Source organism: Micromonospora sp. NPDC050397 (assembly GCF_044901685.1).
GTDB lineage: Bacteria > Actinomycetota > Actinomycetes > Mycobacteriales > Micromonosporaceae > Micromonospora_G.
Map to the genome: position 1 here is coordinate 1 of NZ_JBJDPS010000018.1, position 13,787 is coordinate 13,787.

General features: G+C 72.0%; 15 protein-coding genes. 6 read left to right on the plus strand and 9 right to left on the minus strand.

Features of this window, described 5'->3' with window-relative positions; genetic code table 11:
• Positions 1-148: 148 nt before the first annotated feature.
• Positions 149-1,246, minus strand: coding sequence for a UDP-N-acetylmuramate dehydrogenase (locus ACI2K4_RS31905; RefSeq protein WP_404516679.1), 1,098 nt, complete (start codon positions 1,244-1,246; stop codon positions 149-151).
• Positions 1,247-1,305: 59 nt separating this feature from the next.
• On the opposite strand from ACI2K4_RS31905, the gene ACI2K4_RS31910 reads away from it, so the two are divergent.
• From ACI2K4_RS31910 to ACI2K4_RS31920, 3 genes are all read left to right on the plus strand, one after another.
• Positions 1,306-2,067: a maleylpyruvate isomerase N-terminal domain-containing protein gene (locus ACI2K4_RS31910; protein WP_404516681.1), complete on the plus strand. Its 762-nt coding sequence runs from the start codon at positions 1,306-1,308 to the stop codon at positions 2,065-2,067.
• A 359-nt stretch (positions 2,068-2,426) separates the two neighbouring features.
• On the plus strand, positions 2,427-3,851 hold the full coding sequence (locus ACI2K4_RS31915; RefSeq protein ID WP_404516683.1) for a GH1 family beta-glucosidase: 1,425 nt from the start codon (positions 2,427-2,429) through the stop codon (positions 3,849-3,851).
• A gap of 37 nt (positions 3,852-3,888) precedes the next feature.
• Complete coding sequence (locus ACI2K4_RS31920; protein ID WP_404516685.1) at positions 3,889-4,905, plus strand: LacI family DNA-binding transcriptional regulator; 1,017 nt, start codon at positions 3,889-3,891, stop codon at positions 4,903-4,905.
• A gap of 78 nt (positions 4,906-4,983) precedes the next feature.
• On the opposite strand, the gene ACI2K4_RS31925 is transcribed toward ACI2K4_RS31920, so the two are convergent.
• Together ACI2K4_RS31925 and ACI2K4_RS31930 are read right to left on the minus strand one after the other, a co-directional pair.
• The gene (locus tag ACI2K4_RS31925) at positions 4,984-5,499 is read right to left on the minus strand and encodes an O-acetyl-ADP-ribose deacetylase (RefSeq protein WP_404516866.1); all 516 of its coding nucleotides are present in this window, start codon (positions 5,497-5,499) and stop codon (positions 4,984-4,986) included.
• Positions 5,499-6,362: an EI24 domain-containing protein gene (locus ACI2K4_RS31930; RefSeq protein ID WP_404516686.1), complete on the minus strand. Its 864-nt coding sequence runs from the start codon at positions 6,360-6,362 to the stop codon at positions 5,499-5,501. The genes ACI2K4_RS31925 and ACI2K4_RS31930 overlap by 1 nt, the downstream gene beginning before the upstream one ends.
• A gap of 212 nt (positions 6,363-6,574) precedes the next feature.
• Here ACI2K4_RS31930 and ACI2K4_RS31935 point away from each other — a divergent pair, with 212 nt between their 5' ends.
• Positions 6,575-7,543: a helix-turn-helix transcriptional regulator gene (locus tag ACI2K4_RS31935; protein WP_404516688.1), complete on the plus strand. Its 969-nt coding sequence runs from the start codon at positions 6,575-6,577 to the stop codon at positions 7,541-7,543.
• Between the two features lie 56 nt (positions 7,544-7,599).
• Here ACI2K4_RS31935 and ACI2K4_RS31940 read toward each other — a convergent pair whose 3' ends face one another.
• Positions 7,600-8,523 carry an SDR family oxidoreductase gene (locus tag ACI2K4_RS31940; protein WP_404516690.1) on the minus strand — a complete coding sequence of 308 codons (924 nt, stop codon included), beginning with the start codon at positions 8,521-8,523 and terminating at the stop codon, positions 7,600-7,602.
• A gap of 33 nt (positions 8,524-8,556) precedes the next feature.
• On the opposite strand from ACI2K4_RS31940, the gene ACI2K4_RS31945 reads away from it, so the two are divergent.
• Both ACI2K4_RS31945 and ACI2K4_RS31950 read left to right on the plus strand, forming a co-directional pair.
• A complete protein-coding gene (locus ACI2K4_RS31945) occupies positions 8,557-9,360 on the plus strand; it encodes a DNA polymerase beta superfamily protein (RefSeq protein WP_404516692.1) in 804 nt (267 codons plus the stop codon).
• A 135-nt stretch (positions 9,361-9,495) separates the two neighbouring features.
• Positions 9,496-10,167 carry a GNAT family N-acetyltransferase gene (locus ACI2K4_RS31950; protein WP_404516694.1) on the plus strand — a complete coding sequence of 224 codons (672 nt, stop codon included), beginning with the start codon at positions 9,496-9,498 and terminating at the stop codon, positions 10,165-10,167.
• Positions 10,168-10,200: 33 nt separating this feature from the next.
• Here ACI2K4_RS31950 and ACI2K4_RS31955 read toward each other — a convergent pair whose 3' ends face one another.
• The 5 genes from ACI2K4_RS31955 to ACI2K4_RS31975 form a co-directional block, all read right to left on the minus strand.
• Positions 10,201-10,938: an alanyl-tRNA editing protein gene (locus tag ACI2K4_RS31955; protein WP_404516696.1), complete on the minus strand. Its 738-nt coding sequence runs from the start codon at positions 10,936-10,938 to the stop codon at positions 10,201-10,203.
• A gap of 11 nt (positions 10,939-10,949) precedes the next feature.
• Positions 10,950-11,837, minus strand: a complete 888-nt coding sequence (locus tag ACI2K4_RS31960; RefSeq protein ID WP_404516698.1) for an alpha/beta fold hydrolase — start codon at positions 11,835-11,837, stop codon at positions 10,950-10,952.
• A complete protein-coding gene (locus ACI2K4_RS31965; RefSeq protein WP_404516700.1) occupies positions 11,834-12,151 on the minus strand; it encodes a DUF2516 family protein in 318 nt (105 codons plus the stop codon). Before ACI2K4_RS31965 ends, ACI2K4_RS31960 begins: the two co-directional genes overlap by 4 nt.
• Before the next feature lie 68 nt (positions 12,152-12,219).
• Positions 12,220-13,161: a hypothetical protein gene (locus ACI2K4_RS31970; RefSeq protein WP_404516702.1), complete on the minus strand. Its 942-nt coding sequence runs from the start codon at positions 13,159-13,161 to the stop codon at positions 12,220-12,222.
• A 5-nt stretch (positions 13,162-13,166) separates the two neighbouring features.
• Positions 13,167-13,766 carry a helix-turn-helix domain-containing protein gene (locus ACI2K4_RS31975; RefSeq protein ID WP_404516704.1) on the minus strand — a complete coding sequence of 200 codons (600 nt, stop codon included), beginning with the start codon at positions 13,764-13,766 and terminating at the stop codon, positions 13,167-13,169.
• Between the last annotated feature and the right edge of the window lie 21 nt (positions 13,767-13,787).

The window sequence follows — 13,787 nt, forward strand, 5'->3', positions numbered from 1 at the left end:
CGCTCGGCTGGGACACCCCAGCCGAGCGCCTCGCTAAACTCCTAACCGTCACCGACTAACCACCGTGTTGCAACGACCCCTGGAATCCGCCCGCTTTTTGTATAGGAAGGGGCCCTTCCTAACGCCGGGGGCGTGGGAGGGCGGGCGGTCAGAGGGAGCAGTTGATCAGGACGGGCTCGGGGTGCAGGGTCACGCCGAACCGGTTGTGCACACCGTCGCGGATCTCCCGGGCCAGGTCGATCAGCCCGGCGGTCGACCCGCCGTCCGGGTTGGTCAACGCCAGGGTGTGCTTCGACGAGATGGCCGCACCGGCGTCGTTGCGGTAGCCCTTGCGGAACCCGGCCTTGTCGATCAGCCACGCGGCGCTGACCTTCACCACCCCGCTCGGCGCCGGCCAGGACGGCGGCTCACCGAGGCCGTCGGCACGGTCGACCAGCGACTCGTACGCGGTGGCGTCGAGCACCGGGTTGGTGAAGAACGAGCCGACCGAGCGGGTGTCCGGGTCCTCCGGGTCGAGCACCATGCCCTTGCCGGCGCGCAGCGCCCGTACGGTCGCGCGGGCCTGCGCCAGCGGCACGTGGTCGCCGATCCCGACACCGAGCGCACGGGCCAGTTCGGCGTACCGGACCGGGGTCGACAGCGGTGAGCGCTGGAGGGTGAAGTCCACGCTCAGCACGGTCCACCGGTCGCTGTGCCGGAAAATGCTGGACCGGTACGCGAAGGAGCACTCCTGTGGGGTCAGCGAGACCACCTCGCCGGCCACCCGGTCGTACGCCCGCACCCCGGTCACCGTCTCGGCCACCTCCTGGCCGTACGCCCCGACGTTCTGGATCGGGGTGGCGCCGGCCGATCCGGGGATGCCGGAGAGGCACTCGAGGCCCGAATAGCCCGCCTCGACGGTGGCCGCCACCAGGTCGTCCCAGGGCTCGCCGGCCTCGACCCGCAGCGTCACGGTCCGGTCGTCCTCGGCGAGCACCCGGTGGCCCCTCGACCGGACCAGGATCACCGTGCCCGGGAACCCGTCGTCGCCGATCACCACGTTGCTGCCGCCGGCCAGGACGAGCACGGGTTGCCCCAGCGACTCTGCTTCTCGTACGCCTTGTACGATTTCATCCGAATCTTCGGCCACCACCAGGCGGTACGGCGCCCCACCCAGGCGCAGCGTCGTGTATTTCGCGAGCGACCCCGGCTCGTCGGGATCGGTGGCGGCGGTCGAATGGGCGCTAACGTCTGGCACGTTGTTCACCCTAGGCTGAGGGGGAGCCAGGCGACCCACTGGTGGCCCGGTAGCGCGGGAGGATCGTGATGAGCAGACTGCACGGCACCAAGGATTTCTGGCTCGCCGCACTGCGTGCGGACGGACCGGCGTTTCGCACGGCGGTCGCCGAGGCGCCACCCGACGGTCCGGTACCGTCCTGTCCGGAGTGGACCACCACCGACCTGGTGCACCACCTCGGCTCGCGGTACCGCTGGGTGCGGGGCGTGGTCGGCACCGGCGTGGCCGAGGCCCCGACCGAACGGCCGGTCTCCGACGGTCTGCCGTCCGGTCCGGCCGCTCTCGAGTGGTGGCAGCACGAGTACGACCAACTGCTCGACGCGCTCGACGCGCTCGACCCGGAGACTCCCGCCTGGAACTGGGCGCCGCAGCCGAAGAAGGTCGCCTTCTGGCCACGCCGGATGGCGCTGGAGACCGCCGTACACCGCTGGGACGCCCAGTTGGCGATCGCCTCGGCCGAGCCGATCGAGGCCAAGCTCGCCTCTGACGGGGTGAGCGAGGTGCTCGACACCTGGCTCCCGGCTGGCCGGCGCCGCTCCCCCGAGCCCCGCTACGGCGTCATCCAGTTGGTCGCGGCCGACGCGGGCCAGGACTGGTACCTGCGGCTGCGCGGCACCGGCGTGGCGCTGCTCGACACGGACACGATCCTGGACAGCGACGACCACCACGCCCGAGCCCACGTCACCGGCAACGCCAGCGACCTGGTGCTGGCGCTCTGGGGCCGGATCAACTTCGACGTGCTCGAGGTCTCCGGCGACGTCACCCTGCTCGAGGGCCTGCGCGTCGGCTGACCGCGCGTCGGCCCAACCGGCCAGAGGCCACCAGCCCTTTCTCAGCGACGCCCCGGCGGCCAGATTCGCCGGGGCGTCGAGTCGCGCGCCAGTGGTGGGTCGATGATGTCCGCTGGTCCACGCGGTGCTCAGGCAGCGCCACCGCGAGCCGTCGTGTAACTTTGTGAGAGCGCTCTCTTGACACTCGGGTAACCCACGTTCAGGCTCGGAAGTGAGAAATCCTCCCGCGCCCGCCGCACGGTCACCACCGGCGACGACGCGCGGGCCGGCACGGGGGCCGCGTCCGCCAGGGTGCCACTGCATATCGTTTTTGTCGGCCGCGTGACCATCAGCGGCATCAGGAGAGGTGCGGTAACGGTATGACCAGTCTCGAGACGCCACCGGCGGTGTTGGCGACGCCGGCACAGACCAAGGTCCGCTTCCCGGAGGGCTTCGTGTGGGGCGCGGCGACCGCGTCGTACCAGATCGAGGGGGCGGCGCACGACGACGGTCGCGGCCCGTCGATCTGGGACACCTTCAGCCGTACGCCGGGCAAGGTGTACGCCGGACACACCGGTGACGTCGCCTGCGACCACTACCACCGGTACCCGCAGGACGTGGCGCTCATGGCCGACCTGGGGCTCCAGGCGTACCGCTTCTCGATCGCCTGGCCCCGGATCCAGCCGGACGGTTCCGGCCCGGTCAACCCGCGCGGGCTCGACTTCTACGACCGCCTGGTGGACGAGCTCGCCGGCCGTGGCATCGACCCGATCGTCACGCTCTACCACTGGGACCTGCCGCAGACCCTGGAGGACCGGGGCGGCTGGACCAACCGGGCGACCGCCGAACACTTCGCCGAGTACGCCACCGCCGTCCACGCCCGGCTCGGCGACCGGGTCCGGACCTGGACCACGCTGAACGAACCGTGGTGCTCCGCCTACCTCGGTTACGGCAACGGGGTGCACGCACCCGGGCGCCAGGACCCGGCAGCGGCCTTCCAGGCCGTACACCATCTGCTGCTGGCCCACGGCCTGGCCGGTCGGGCGCTGCGGGCGGCCGGCGCGCAGACCCTCGGCATCACGCTGAACCCGACCGAGGCGTACCCGGTCGACCCGTCCCGGGCCGAGGACCTGGCGGCGGTACGGCTGGTCGACGGCCTGGCCAACCGGATCTTCCTGGACCCGATGCTGCGCGGGCAGTACCCGGCCGACGTGCTCGAACACGTCGCCCGGTTCACCAACCTGGAGCACATCCGCGACGGCGACGAGAAAATCATCAACGTCCCGATCGACCTGCTCGGGATCAACTACTACCAACCGACCTACGTGACCGCCCGGGAGGGCGCGGCCGGTGGCGGCGGCGCCTACCCGGGCACCGAGGGCATCGAGTTCGTTGCCCCGGTCGGCCCGCTCACCGACATGGGCTGGATGATCGAGCCGCGCGGCCTGACCACCCTGCTGGTACGCATCTCCGAGGACTACCCGGGCGTACCGATGATCATCACCGAGAACGGGGCGGCCTTCCCGGACAAGTTCAACCGTGACGACCCGGACGCCGACGGCCGGGTGCCGGACGCGGACCGGGTGGACTACCTCGACGGGCACCTTCGGGCCGCACACGCCGCCATTTCGCGGGGCGTCGACCTGCGCGGCTATCTCGTATGGTCGTTGCTGGACAATTTCGAGTGGGCCGAGGGCTACCGTAAGCGGTTCGGGATCATCCACGTCGACTACCTGACCCAGCGGCGGGTGCTCAAGGACAGCGCGCGGTGGTACCAGGAGGTGATCCGCCGCAACGGCCTGTGACCGGGGCACCGCCACGGCACGGAGACGAGGGAGTCGCATGACGATGGCACGGGAACGGCCGACGCTGGAGGCGGTGGCGCGGCGTGCCGGCGTCTCCCGGGCGACCGTGTCACGCGTCGTCAACGGCTCGACCACGGTCGCCGAGCCGATCCGGGAAGCGGTCCGGCGGGCGGTCCAGGAGCTGGGGTACGTCCCCAACCTGGCCGCCCGCAGCCTGGTCACCCAACGGACCGACTCGATCGCACTGATCCTGCCCGAGGCGGCCACCCGGGTCTTCTCCGACGACCACTTCTTCCCCGGCATCATCCGGGGCGTGAGCCAGGAGCTGGAGGCGGCGGACAAGCAGCTCGTGCTGATGCTCGCCGGCTCGACGGCCAGCCACGACCGGGTGGAGAGCTACGCCATGGGGCGGCACGTCGACGGCGTGCTCTTCGCCTCGCTGCACGGTGCCGACCCGCTGCCCAGCGCACTCGCCCGGATGGGCATCCCGGTGGTCTGCGGCGGCCGTCCGCTCGGCCGGGCGTCCGTCCCGGTGCCGTACGTCGACGTCGACCACATCGGCGGCGTGGCGCGAGCCGTACGTCACCTGCTCGACTCGGGCCGGCGGCGGATCGCCACCATCGCCGGGCCGCAGGACATGGTCGCCGGCATCGAACGGCTGGCCGGCTACCGGACCGAGCTACAGGACTCCCGCCGCCGGTCGATCGTCGCGGTCGGTGACTTCACCCGGGAGTCCGGCGCCCTCGCCATGCGGCAACTTCTCGATGACGACCCGACCCTGGACGCGGTCTTCGTCGCCTCGGACCTGATGGCCCACGGTGCCCTGCGTACGCTGCGCGAGGCCGGGCGCCGGGTGCCCGACGACGTGGCGGTGATCGGGTTCGACGACATCGAGTCGGCCCGCTACACCGACCCGCCGCTGACCACCGTGCGCCAGCCGATCCTCCAGATCGGCCGGGAGATGACCCGGCAACTGCTCCGGCTCGCGGCCGGGGAGCAGGTCGAGCCGGCCGTGGTCCTGCCGACCGAACTCGTACTCCGCGACTCCGCCTGACGAGCGCCGACGCGGGAGTGGTCGGGCCGGACGGAGCCCGACAGGAGACGGACGAGGCGGACGAGACGGACGAGGCGGTCAGGCCGCGTCGCGTACCCGCTCGGCGGTGGCCAGGACGTCCGCGCCGAAAAGGACCAGCCGGATGTCGGTGACGGTCGTCGGCGTGGCCGTACCGAGCACGGCCAGGGCCTGCCGGACCGCGTCCTCGATCGGCCAGCGGTAGACACCGGACGAGATCAGCGGGAAGGCGACCGAGGTGGCGCCGAGGTCGTCGGCGACCCGGAGGCTGTTCGAGTAGCAGTCCCGCAGCAGTCCGGACCGGTCCTCGCGGGACGACCAGACCGGCCCGACGGTGTGCACCACCCAGCGGGCGGGCAGGTTGCCCGCGGTGGTGGCGACCGCCTGACCGGTGGGCAGGCCGCGCCCGTACCGGGACGCGCGCAGGGCGCGACACTCTTCCAGGATCGCGGGTCCGCCGCGCCGGTGGATCGCACCATCGACCCCACCACCGCCGAGCAGGGACGAGTTGGCCGCGTTGACGACGGCGTCCACCCGTACGGTGGTGATGTCCGCCTGGACCAGGGTGACCCGCATCATGCCTCCGGGTCGGGGGAACCGGAACCAGCGTTTGGCGTTGGCTGGATCGGGGTTCGCTCGGTCCACCGGCCCGGCTCCTCGATGGACTGGCCGAGTGACCGCCGGGCGAGCAGCGCGGCGCCGGCCACCGCCGCCGGCATCACCAGGATCGCGCCGAGCGGGATCAGGAAGCAGCAGAAGACCGCCACCCCGAAGCCGAGTGCCACCGGCCGGTTCTCGCCCAGCACCCGCCGTCGGTCGGCGAGCCGCAGGCCGCGCCGGTAGAACGGGGCGCCGACCAGCTCCAGCGCCAGGAACCAGCCACCGACCGCCGCCGCGACCACCGGTACGACAAACTGCCCCAGCACAGGAATGAACCCGGCGAAGAAGAGCGGTACGCCGAGCAGCACCGACCGGGTGACCAGCCGGAGCGAGTCGACCATGCTCCGCCGCAGCGACCTGAGCCACGGCACCTCGATCTCGCCCGGCACGCCGCCGTACCGGGCCTCCACCCGGGCCGAGATCTCCTCGTAGAACGGGTCGCCGACAACCAGGGTGATCGCGGTGAAGGTCAGTACGCCGAGCACCGCGCCCAGGGCCAGGAAGGCGAACGCGGCGAGCACCCGGACCAGGTCCCGCGCCCAGCCCGCCCAGCCGTCGGCGAACGGGGTGACCAGTCCGGCGAGGTCGCCGACAAAGTAGACCAGGGTGGCGTAGCCGGCCAGGAAGAACACACCGGTGATCAGCGCCGGCAGGATGCCGAGCAGCACCAACCGGGGCGTACGCGCGTACGTGCCGATGCCGCGCAGGAGCAGCCCGACACCGGTGAGGAACTGCCGGACCGTGCTGACGGCCGGCGCGGTGACCTTGGCTGCGCCCACGACCCGGAAGCCTACTGGCTCGTACCACCCACCGCCCCACTCCGCCAACCCCGGCCACCCCGCCCGCCTCGCTCCCCGGCGCGTTAAGCATGAAGTTGTCGCAGGCTACCGACGCTGAAACCTGCGATGACCCCATGATCAACGGGCTTGACCGGACGGGGCGGACGGGGTGGGCGGGGTGAGGTGGGAGTGGGGTGGGAGAGGATGGGGGGATGCGGGCGGCTCGGCTGATCTCCCTGGTGCTGCTGTTGCAGAGCCGGGAGACGATGACCGCCGCCGAGTTGGCCCGTGAGCTGGAGGTCTCCGAGCGTACGGTCTACCGGGACGTGCTGGCGTTGGGCGCCGCCGGGGTTCCGGTCTACGCCGACCGTGGTCGGGCCGGTGGATATCGGCTGCTCGGCGGCTACCGGACCCGGCTGACCGGGTTGACCCGCCCCGAGGCCGAGGCGATCTTTCTCTCCGGCCTGCCCGGACCGGTCGACGAGATGGGCCTGGCCGAGCCGGTCGCCGCCGCCCGGCTGAAGGTGCTGGCCGCGCTGCCGGCACCGCTGCGCGACGCGGCCCACCGCTCCGGCCAGCGCTTCCATCTCGACGTGCCCGGTTGGTTCGGCGCCGCCGATCCGCCACCCCTGCTCGGCGCGCTCGCCACGGCGGTCTGGCAGGACCGCGTGGTCGAGCTGCGCTACCGCCGCGACCGCGAGGTGACCCGCACGGTGCAGCCGTACGGGCTGGTGCTCAAGGGCGGGGTCTGGTATCTGGTCGGGCGGGTCGGCGACGACCACCGGACCTACCGGGTCGACCGGGTCACCGCCGTCGAGGTCACCGCCGACGGCTTCGACCGGCACGACGACTTCGACCTGCCCAGTTTCTGGTCCGCGCGGGTGACCGGGTTCGTCGAGGCCATGCTGCCCGAACGGATCACGGTACGACTGAGCCCGGCCGGCCTGCGCGCACTGCGGTACGTCACCGAACCACCGGCCGCACGGGACGCTCTCGCCGAGGCGGGCGAGCCGGACGAGCGGGGCTGGGTGGTGACCCGGTTGCCGGTCGAGTCGCTCGACGTCGCGTACACCATGATGCTCAGGTTCGGCCCCGAGGCGGAGGTGCTCGAACCGGCGCCGCTGCGTGCCCAACTCGCCGACGCGACGGCCCGCCTGCACGCGCTCTACTCGCGGCGTTAGCCGGCCAAGCCGGCCCGGACCGGGGACGCCGACGGATGCCGACGGATCCCGAAGCGTCAGCGGTAACCGGTGGCGTCGGCGGGGCGGCCGGCGTCCTGCACCTCCACCATGTACCTCCAGGCGTCGGGCTGACTGCCGTCGAGATCGGTGAAGCCGTACACCTGGGCGAGTTGTCCGGCGGAGAGGGACTGGCCGGACCAGCGGGCGTGGTCGGGGTCGGCGGCGAGCGCGGCGACGGCCCGACCGACGTACGCGGGCGACTCCGAGATGACGAAGTGCGGCTCCTTGGCGGCCGCGTCCCGCCAGTTCGCCTCGGTCACGCCGTAGTGGTCGAGCATCATCTCCGAGCGCAGCCAGCCCGGCGTCAGCGCTACCGCCGTCGCCCCGTACGGGCGCAGGTCGTGCGCCTGGCCGAAGGCCAACCGGTTCACCGCCGTCTTGGCCACGTCGTAGAAGATCACGTCCCGGTAGTTCTCCTGGTTGTACGCCGTGGTTCCGTCACCCATCTCGACCACCAGGCCACCGGGCGACCGGATCAGCAGTGGCAACGCGTAGTGGCTGGTGATCAGGTGGGTGTCGACCGCCAGCCGGAGCGTACGCAGTCCGTCGGTCAACGAGTGCTCCCAGAGCGGCTTTCCCCAGTCGATCAGGGGGTCGGCCCCCCAGACGTCGTTGACCAGCACGTCCAGCCGGCCCTGCTCCCGGTCGATCCGGCGGACCAGCTCCTCGACCCGCTCCGGCACCAGATGGTCGACCTGGACGGCGATACCGGTCCCGCCGGCCTCGGTGACAAGTTCGGCGGTCTCCTCGACGGTTTCCGGCCGGTCCAGCTCGGAGCGCTGGTCGCGGGTGCTGCGGCCGGTGGCGTACACGGTGGCACCGGCGGCGCCGAGTTGGACCGCGATCTGCCGGCCCGCTCCCCGGGTGGCTCCGGCGACAAGTGCGATCTTTCCGGCCAGTGGTGCTCTCGTCTCGGTCATGTCACAGACCCAACCAGCAAAACCTGACACCCGATGGCCGGCTTCACCGGTGATCATCCGGAGCCGGACGATCCCGGTAGGACGCACTCGAACCGCGTACGGGCGGCACGGAAACTCCGGTGCAGCGACCGGAACCCGTACGCGATCATGTGCGGCATGCGACTGCTGCTCGCCGGGATCGTCGGCTCGACCGCGTACGGCCTGGCCAGGCCGGGCTCGGACGTGGACCGGCTCGGCCTCTTCGCCGCGCCGACGGTGGCCTTCCACGGGCTGCACCCACCCCGGGAGTCGATCGTGACCACGGCACCGGACCGGACGCTGCACGAGGCGGGCAAGTGGTGCCGGCTGGCCCTGGGCGGCAATCCGACCGCCACCGAGCTGGCCTGGCTGCCGGACGAGTTGTACGAGACCCGTACCGACCTGGGCGACCGGCTGATCGCCATCCGCTCGGCGTTCCTCGCCGCCCCACGGGTGCGCAACGCCTACCTCGGCTACGCCCGGCAGCAGTTCCAGAAAATCGAGTCACGCGGCGACGGCAGCTTCTCGTCCGACACCCGTCGGCGTACCGCCAAGCACGCCCGGCACCTGGCCCGGCTCGTGCACCAGGGACGGGTCCTGTACGCGACCGGCCGGCTGCCGATCCGGCTCGACAACCCGGGGTCGTTCGTGGAGTTCGGTGAGCGGGTCGCGGCGGGGCGGCTGGACGAGGCCCGCGCCCTGCTCGCCGATGCCGAGCGGGACTTCGACACCGTACGCGGCCCGCTGCCAGAGCACCCGGACGAGCGGACGGTCGAGGAGTGGCTGCTCGACGTACGCGCGGCGAACCTGCCGGGCTGAACCGGCGGAGCCGACCGGCTGCCGCGTCCGCACGGAGACCCGGCGGAGCGGTTGGCGAGAGCCAGATCACCTTCGCCCCTTGTTGCCACTAATTTGCAATAAGCTCGGCGCCACGGCGACTTGACCGGAGGAGACATGCTCGGCGCGTACCCGACCGGCTCGACGCGGACCGACTCGTTCACCGTGCCCGAACTGGTAACGGCCTGGGGACAGGGTTGGGCGGTCTCCCGGAACACCGAAGCCCCGACCGGCATCCCGGGCGGCTTCCGGGTCGACGTCGGCCTGCCGAATCATCGCGTACGGCACGTGCTGCACAGCTGCGACGCGGATTCGCTGAGCCGGCTCGGCCGGACCCTGACCGCCCCCGGCACCTGGATCAAGGCGTGCGTCGACCCGGCCGTGTTCCGGGCCGCCCTGCCGAACTGGACCGTCGACGTCGCCGGCTACCTGATGACGGCGAGGTTCACCGCCGGCACGGTCGAGCCGGCGGTGCCGTACACCACCCGGATCGTCACCGAGGGCCGGACGGTCGTCGCGACCGTGCTGGACGCCACCGGGCAGGTCGCGGCGTCCGCGCGGCTGGCGCCCGCCGGAGAGTTCGGCACCGTCGACAAGGTCCAGACCGAGCCGGCGCACCGGCGACGTGGACTGGGCACCGTCGTCATGCGCGCGCTCGCCGACCATGCGGTGCGACAGGGCATGCGTACGGGCATTCTGGTCGCCACCGACGACGGACGCGCCCTCTACCGGGCGCTCGGCTGGACCGTACGGTCGGACATGCCGGGGGCGTACCTGCCGGAGGAGTGACGCGGGGCGACGCCACCGGGTCGGGGCGGGCGGTCAGTCGACCAGGCGGACCCGTACCCGTCGGTTCGCCTTGCCCTTGCTCTCCACCTTGACCACCTGGACCTTGCCGATCTGCGCGGTCGAGGCGACGTGCGTGCCACCGTCGGCCTGGACGTCCAACCCGACGATGTCGACGATCCGGATCTCCTGCTCGTCGGCGGGAATCAGGTTCGACTGGGTACGGATGATGTCCGGCAGGGCCAGCGCCTCGTCGCGCGGCAACACCTTCACCGCCACCGAGCGATCGGCCGCCACCTCGACGTTGACCAGCTCCTCCAGCCGGGTCTTGAAGTCGGCCGGCACCTCGGGCAGATTGAAGTCCATCCGGGCCTCGCCCGGTTCCATGCTGTTGCCGGTCACCAGGGCGCCGAAGTCACGGAACACCACGCCGCAGAGCACGTGCAGACCGGAGTGGGTGCGCATCAGCATGCTGCGGCGGGTGTCCTCGACCGCACCGGTCACCGAGGCGCCGACCGGTGGCACCGGGTCGCCCTCGGCCGGGATCAGGTAGAGGTCGTCCCCCTTGCGGGTGCCGACAATCCGGGTCTGCGCCCCCTGCCAGAGCAGTACGCCGTGGTCCGGCGGCTGCCCGCCACCGCCCGGGTAGAACGCCGACCGGTCGAGCACGATCCCCTGCTCCGGGTCGACGTGCACGACGGTGCAGGTCCACTCGCGCAGCGTCGGGTCGGCCAGGTCGAGCCGAGTCGTGTGCCCGTGTCGCGTGACGCCCATGACCGGGCAGACTACCCGTTGAGGAACCCGGAGACCCGCTCCCGCAGATCGGCGCGGTGTGTCCAGAGCACACCCGGACGGTCGTAGACGTGCAGGGTGGCGTCCGGCAGCGCGGCGGCGAGCTGCTCGGCGACCGCGAGCGGGTGCAGTTCGTCGCCGACACACCCGATCACCAGGCAACGGGCGGTTACCGTGCCGAGCGCCGAGCGGTCGCGTACCGGGACCTGGTCCGGCAGGCTGGCCAGCCCGGCCGCCAACCCGTCGCGCATGAGCTGGTCGATCCGCTGGCGCAGGTACGCCCAACCGGCCGGGGTGTTGCGCACCGCCGACGGCAGTTCGGCGGCGACCGCCTCCGCGACCGTACCGGCGTCGCCGCTTTCCACCGCGTCCAGCAGTGCGGTGAGCCGGTCGCGGGCCGCCGCCGGTCGCGGCTCGTCCAGCACCGCCGGCAGGAAGAAGACCGCCCGGTCGAACCGCTCCGGGCTCTCCAACAGCAGCCGGGTCAGGGCCCCGGCGCCGAGACTCACCCCGACCGCCCGGCTGGCCCGGCTCAGATCGGCGATCGCCCGCAGATCCCGGGCCAGATCCGGGTACGTCCACGCACCGTCCGGCGCGTCCGACCGGCCGTGCCCCCGGAACTGGAAGAAGACCCGTCGACCGCTGACCGCGCTGCCCAGCGGCCGGGTGGCCGAGATGCCGCCGCCGAGCCCGTGCGCGAAGACGGTGACCGGGTCGCCGGCCCCGGTGACCAACCGCTCCAGTCGTACGCCGTGCGGGGTGGTGACAAGTTCGGTCTCCGGTTCGGGCAGCGCCGGACGCCCGGTCCGGGGCGCGCTCGGGCCGGGGCCGTACGTCCGTGGCCCGCCGTCGGGCGGCGGGGGCCAGCGGAAATCTCTCACCAGAAGCCCTTGCCGTCGGTCAGGTCCCGCAGCCCCGGCCGGACGTCCAGCAGGTAGATCAGGCCGGCGGCGATGCCGATCAGACCGAAGATGCTGAGGACGCCGGAGCCGAGCAACAGGGTCAGCGCCATGCAGACGGCGAGAATGGCGATCCAACCGCCCTTGGGCAGGGTGCCGATGGCGGGGAAAGCGTCCGAGCGTTGGGTGATGGCGTGGACCAGCGCGACCCCCTCGATGATGAGGGCGAAGATGAGCAGTGCCAGCTCAATGACGTACCGGACATCGTTGTAGAAGATCGGCGCGGCAGTAACCATGCCGGCAAGCTTATGTCGGCAACCCCGGGTACGGGCTACATGCCGTACCCGGGGTTGCCCGGTCGGTGTTACTTCTCGTCGCCGGCCTCGGTCCGCTTCGCCGACTTCGCCGCCGTGCTCCCGGTGCCGGAAACCCTGGCCGCCGGGGTCTTCGCGGTCGTGACCTTGGTGGCCGGGGTCTTCGCGGTCGTGACCTTGGTCGGGGTCTTCGCGGTGGTCGCCTTGGTGGCCTTGGTGGCCGGAGCCTTCGCGGTGGTGGCCGTGGTGCCCGGGGCCTCCGGCGTCCGGGCCGCCGGGGTACGGGTGGTCCCGGTCGCCACCGCCTTGGCCGCCGTCTCCTTCGTCGCCAGGACCTCCGGGGTGGGGGTCACGGCCGGCGCGTCGATCGGGTCGACCCTCGTCGGCGAAGAGTCCGTCGCCGTGGTGGTGGTCGGGGTGCCGGCCGCGCCGACCACCCGCTCGCCCCGGGCGACCATCGCCTCGTAGGCGGCGGCGGCCCGCTCGGTGGCGGTGTGCGCACCGGAGACCACGACCGCCGCGTTGCGGATCGCCGCCGTACGCAGCTTGCTGACGTCCAGGTCGGCGCCGACCGCGCGGCCGCGCAGGCTGGTCGCGGTCGCGTTGGCGGTACGCAGCGCCTCGGTCGCCCGCTCACGCAGCTCGGTGGCGCCGACGGTGGCCCGCTCGCGCAGTTCGCTGGTGCCCGCCACCGCCTTCTCACGCAACTCGTTGGTGCCCGCGACCGCCTTCTCACGCAACTCGGCCGCGCTCGCGGTGTTGATCGTGACGGCCCGCTCGCGTAGTTCGGCCGTGCCGGCGACGGCCTTCTCGCGCAGTTCGGTGGTGCCGGCGACGGCTCGCTCGCGTAGCTCGGCGGTGCTGCTCGCGGCCTTCTCGGTCAGCTCGGTGACCACGGCGGGCAGCCTGCGGAGCTGCTCCAGGGCGAGGTCGCCGACACCGGCCACGGCGTAGAGGGGGGTCGGGATACGGGTGGTCCGGGGCTGGGTCATGACTGCTACTCCTCCTCGACCGCCGGGGCGGTCTTCCGGGCCGCCTTGCGGGCGGTCCGCTTGGCAGGTTGAGGTGCGTTCGGGGCCGGTGCGGTGCCCGACTCGGTCCGCGCCACCGACTCGAGTACGTCGTCCATTCCCGCACCGCCGCCGACGATGGTCACCGGGGCGGGAACGGCCGATCCGGTCGGCACGTCGGCGGCCGATCGGGCCGGAACGTCGGTGGCGGCGGGCTCCGCTGGCTCGGCGGCCTCGGCCTGGCGGGCGTTCTCCCGCCGGAAGGTCTCGTAGATCTGGCTGAGTGACTGCTTCTGCGGCATGGTCAGGTCCGGGTCGGCGGCGATCGAGGCGAGCACGCCGTGCCCTTCCTTGTCATCGAGCAGGCCGGCACGCAGGTACATCACCGGCGTCGACACCCGCAGTGCGCTGGCGAGTTGCTGGAGAACCTCCGCACTCGGCTTGCGCAGGCCACGCTCGATCTGGCTCAGGTACGGGTTGCTGACCCCGGCCTGTTCGGCCAGTTGCCGCAGCGAGATCTTCGCGTTGCGACGCAGGTCACGGATGAACCCACCGACGTCGCGAGGCAGATCCTTGGGGTTCGCCATGTCCTCGACGGTAGTTCGGGC

What these genes read in the sequence shown, in the direction of transcription:
- ACI2K4_RS31915 (WP_404516683.1), top strand. Translation starts at nt 2,427, where the DNA reads ATGACCAGTCTCGAGACGCCACCGGCGGTGTTGGCGACGCCGGCACAG.
- ACI2K4_RS31965 (WP_404516700.1), bottom strand. Translation starts at nt 12,151, where the DNA reads ATGGTTACTGCCGCGCCGATCTTCTACAACGATGTCCGGTACGTCATT.
- ACI2K4_RS31970 (WP_404516702.1), bottom strand. Translation starts at nt 13,161, where the DNA reads ATGACCCAGCCCCGGACCACCCGTATCCCGACCCCCCTCTACGCCGTG.
- ACI2K4_RS31925 (WP_404516866.1), bottom strand. Translation starts at nt 5,499, where the DNA reads ATGCGGGTCACCCTGGTCCAGGCGGACATCACCACCGTACGGGTGGAC.
- ACI2K4_RS31910 (WP_404516681.1), top strand. Translation starts at nt 1,306, where the DNA reads ATGAGCAGACTGCACGGCACCAAGGATTTCTGGCTCGCCGCACTGCGT.
- ACI2K4_RS31975 (WP_404516704.1), bottom strand. Translation starts at nt 13,766, where the DNA reads ATGGCGAACCCCAAGGATCTGCCTCGCGACGTCGGTGGGTTCATCCGT.
- ACI2K4_RS31935 (WP_404516688.1), top strand. Translation starts at nt 6,575, where the DNA reads ATGCGGGCGGCTCGGCTGATCTCCCTGGTGCTGCTGTTGCAGAGCCGG.
- ACI2K4_RS31950 (WP_404516694.1), top strand. Translation starts at nt 9,496, where the DNA reads ATGCTCGGCGCGTACCCGACCGGCTCGACGCGGACCGACTCGTTCACC.
- ACI2K4_RS31920 (WP_404516685.1), top strand. Translation starts at nt 3,889, where the DNA reads ATGACGATGGCACGGGAACGGCCGACGCTGGAGGCGGTGGCGCGGCGT.
- ACI2K4_RS31945 (WP_404516692.1), top strand. Translation starts at nt 8,557, where the DNA reads ATGGCCGGCTTCACCGGTGATCATCCGGAGCCGGACGATCCCGGTAGG.
- ACI2K4_RS31940 (WP_404516690.1), bottom strand. Translation starts at nt 8,523, where the DNA reads ATGACCGAGACGAGAGCACCACTGGCCGGAAAGATCGCACTTGTCGCC.
- ACI2K4_RS31955 (WP_404516696.1), bottom strand. Translation starts at nt 10,938, where the DNA reads ATGGGCGTCACGCGACACGGGCACACGACTCGGCTCGACCTGGCCGAC.